Annotated in this window: 2 protein-coding genes and 1 pseudogene; 1 reads left to right on the top strand and 2 read right to left on the bottom strand. The window is 63.9% G+C overall.

The window, feature by feature from the left end:
- Positions 1 to 197 precede the first annotated feature (197 nt).
- The gene (locus tag AB0N07_RS48980; RefSeq protein ID WP_365847191.1) at positions 198 to 1,475 is read right to left on the bottom strand and encodes a VanZ family protein; all 1,278 of its coding nucleotides are present in this window, start codon (positions 1,473 to 1,475) and stop codon (positions 198 to 200) included.
- 90 nt (positions 1,476 to 1,565) lie between these two features.
- The gene (locus AB0N07_RS48975; RefSeq protein ID WP_365847189.1) at positions 1,566 to 1,955 is read right to left on the bottom strand and encodes a hypothetical protein; all 390 of its coding nucleotides are present in this window, start codon (positions 1,953 to 1,955) and stop codon (positions 1,566 to 1,568) included.
- 266 nt (positions 1,956 to 2,221) lie between these two features.
- Between AB0N07_RS48975 and AB0N07_RS48970 the strand changes: the two are divergent.
- Positions 2,222 to 2,365: pseudogene (locus AB0N07_RS48970) on the top strand (transposase); the annotation flags it as partial.
- Between the last annotated feature and the right edge of the window lie 145 nt (positions 2,366 to 2,510).

Below are 2,510 nucleotides of genomic sequence, written 5' to 3'. Positions count from 1 at the left end.
CACGCACAGACCCACGACCGACTCCGCCAGTCACCTCGTCGCCCGCCAACTCGGCCTGTCTGCATGACAGTTGGAATTAGCCACCAAGATCGCGCAATCTCATGGCAGCCCGCCTGCCCGCGTGCATGGTCCCGCCGAGCGCTCAGCGCGGACGGTGATCGCGGCCTTCCCTCGTAAGGAACCGTGCCCATTTCACTTCAGCGGACCAGACTGCTCTGGGGGATCTGCCGACCGGTGACGGCATCGATGAATACATCGCTGGTCTCAATGCCCATCATCCACACAGGCCGCCATCCCTGGCCCCTGACCTTCTGCGCAAGAAGCACCGCACCCTGCGTCGTTCGGCCTGAGTAACGGTCAGCGAGTTGCGCGGCCTTGCTCTCGCTGACCGCGGTCTTGGGCAGCTGAGGGTCGGCTATGGCACGGGCGGTGAAGTTCATGATGCGACCGGCCGAGGTCACGGTGATGTCCAGCCGCATCGGCATCATCAAGCCTGCCTTGTAACGCCGATAGATGAGTATGTAGACGGCGGTGTTGCTGGATCCGCTCACGCGGACCTTTCGGTGCGCGCCGCGGATCTCATCCGGGAACCAGCGCTCGGCAAAACGGGTCCCGACCGACTCGGCCTGTTTCTGGTTCAGAGATCCCTCTTCGGCCTTGTTGTCCTTGAACGCGGCCAGTTCCAGTTTCTTGTCGGGCCACCAGCCGGAGATGTCTCCGAGGTCGGTGGAGGCCGTCACCAGCAGGTGCCCATCCCGCTTTACGCTCACCGTCTGCCCGATGTTGGCCTTCTTGCCGAACACATACCTGGCCGCTCCGGTGATCCAAGCGTCCGAACCTTCCAGAGCCCTCGCTTCGGCTTGGACATCGTGGCGTTCCGACACCGGAACGTATGGGTTGACCGACGAGTTAAACACACTGACCAGGGCCAAAGAGCCGACCGCGGCAAGGCCTGTGCCCCAGAGGATGTCCTTCTTCCCCGGCCACTGCCCTTGTCCACGGAACCGCAGCCAAGCCGCCGCGCCCAACACGCCGAGCAGTGTTCCCGTCGCGTTGGCGGCGAGATCGGTCGCACTGCATGAGCGCCCCATCTCCCCTTCCGCCTGCACCAACTCGATCACGCCGCTGGAAATGACCGTCACCGCCGCAATGGTCAAAGGCCGCCGGAAGATGAGTACAGCGAAGAACGGTGCCGGAGCGAACAAGGCGACGTTCAGCAGCGCACTCGACGACTGGAACATCTGAGGGAACGGTGAGCTCAGATCGCAGATGGCGCCCTGCCCGACAGGGCCACCGTCGGTCGGCACGAGGGTCACGGCACAGATACCGGCGACGCTGGCGGCGCACAGCACACGCACAGTGACCGGCTTCTGCCGTATCCAGGCAATCAGCCCTGTGGGCAGCGCCAGGGTCAGCGCAAGCACTCCGAACGCCAACAACAGGCCAGGAACAGCTTTGATGGACGCGTCAATCAAGTGAGCGACCCTTTCACGGCAAGTGACACGGTGAGAGGCACGGGGGAGGACCCGCAGTGACGGGCCCTCCCCACGAGATCACCAGACGGTTCAGCAGAAGCTGATGTTCGGCGTGTAGTACTGGCCCGTGGAGGCATCCATCAGACCCGCCGCATCGCAGTCCGGAGCGTACTTTGCTATGGACTGGCCGCCGAAAGAGTACGAGATCGACTGCCCCGACGACACTGTCTTCAGCGGGCTGGTGAAGACGGCCTCACTCGTGGACATCTTCAGGTAGGCAGTCACCTTGCTGCCGCCGGACTTTGTGTACTTGGTCGCGCCGTAGAAGAGGCTTGAGTTGCCGGTCACCACGGATCCGTTGTGCGCTTCGAAGTACAGGGTGCCGTTGCTCAGCTTGGTGCTGGTAGTTCCCCCGGTGCCGGCGAAGGCAGCCGTGGCGCCTCCGATTACCAGCGCGGCGGACACGGCGGCGGTGGTCAAGACGCGGCCGATAGGCATGATGTGGATCCCTTCTTGGTGGGTCCCGCCACTTGTGGCGGCAGTTGCTCGGCGCACTCAATCAGAACTGTGATCTTGTGGCCATGATGAAGATCACGGGGTGTACCTGGAACCTTGGGCATCAGATTGAACCCCACCACCAGCCAGGCTACACAAGGGAGTTGGGCGACTTGGGCGGGTGAAGCAGACTGACGACTCCCTGGGGCGGATCGGCGGGTGCACCCATACGGTTTGGGTGCGGCTCTTTGGGCACCAAGACCGCCGGTGTCCAGCGTCAGTACACCGGCACCGCGGGCAGGGTCGAGAACGCCCAGGTCAGCGTGCACCTGTCGTACGGATCCGGTAAGGGCCGCACTTTGATCGACAGCGAGCTCTACCTCGGCAAGGGCTGGGCCGGCACCACCGCGGAGCACGAACGCCGCTGCGCCGAGCAGGGCATCCCTGCCCTTGCCGATAACGTCATCCGCGCTGGTCGGAGCCATGTGCGACGGTTCGCGGGATGTCGGCCGCTTCGCCGACGTCGACCACTCTGGCACG

The sequence above is a fragment of the Streptomyces sp. NPDC051172 genome (assembly GCF_040682555.1).
Classification (GTDB): Bacteria; Actinomycetota; Actinomycetes; order Streptomycetales; family Streptomycetaceae; genus Streptomyces.
This window is presented reverse-complemented; position numbering and strand designations above follow the sequence as displayed.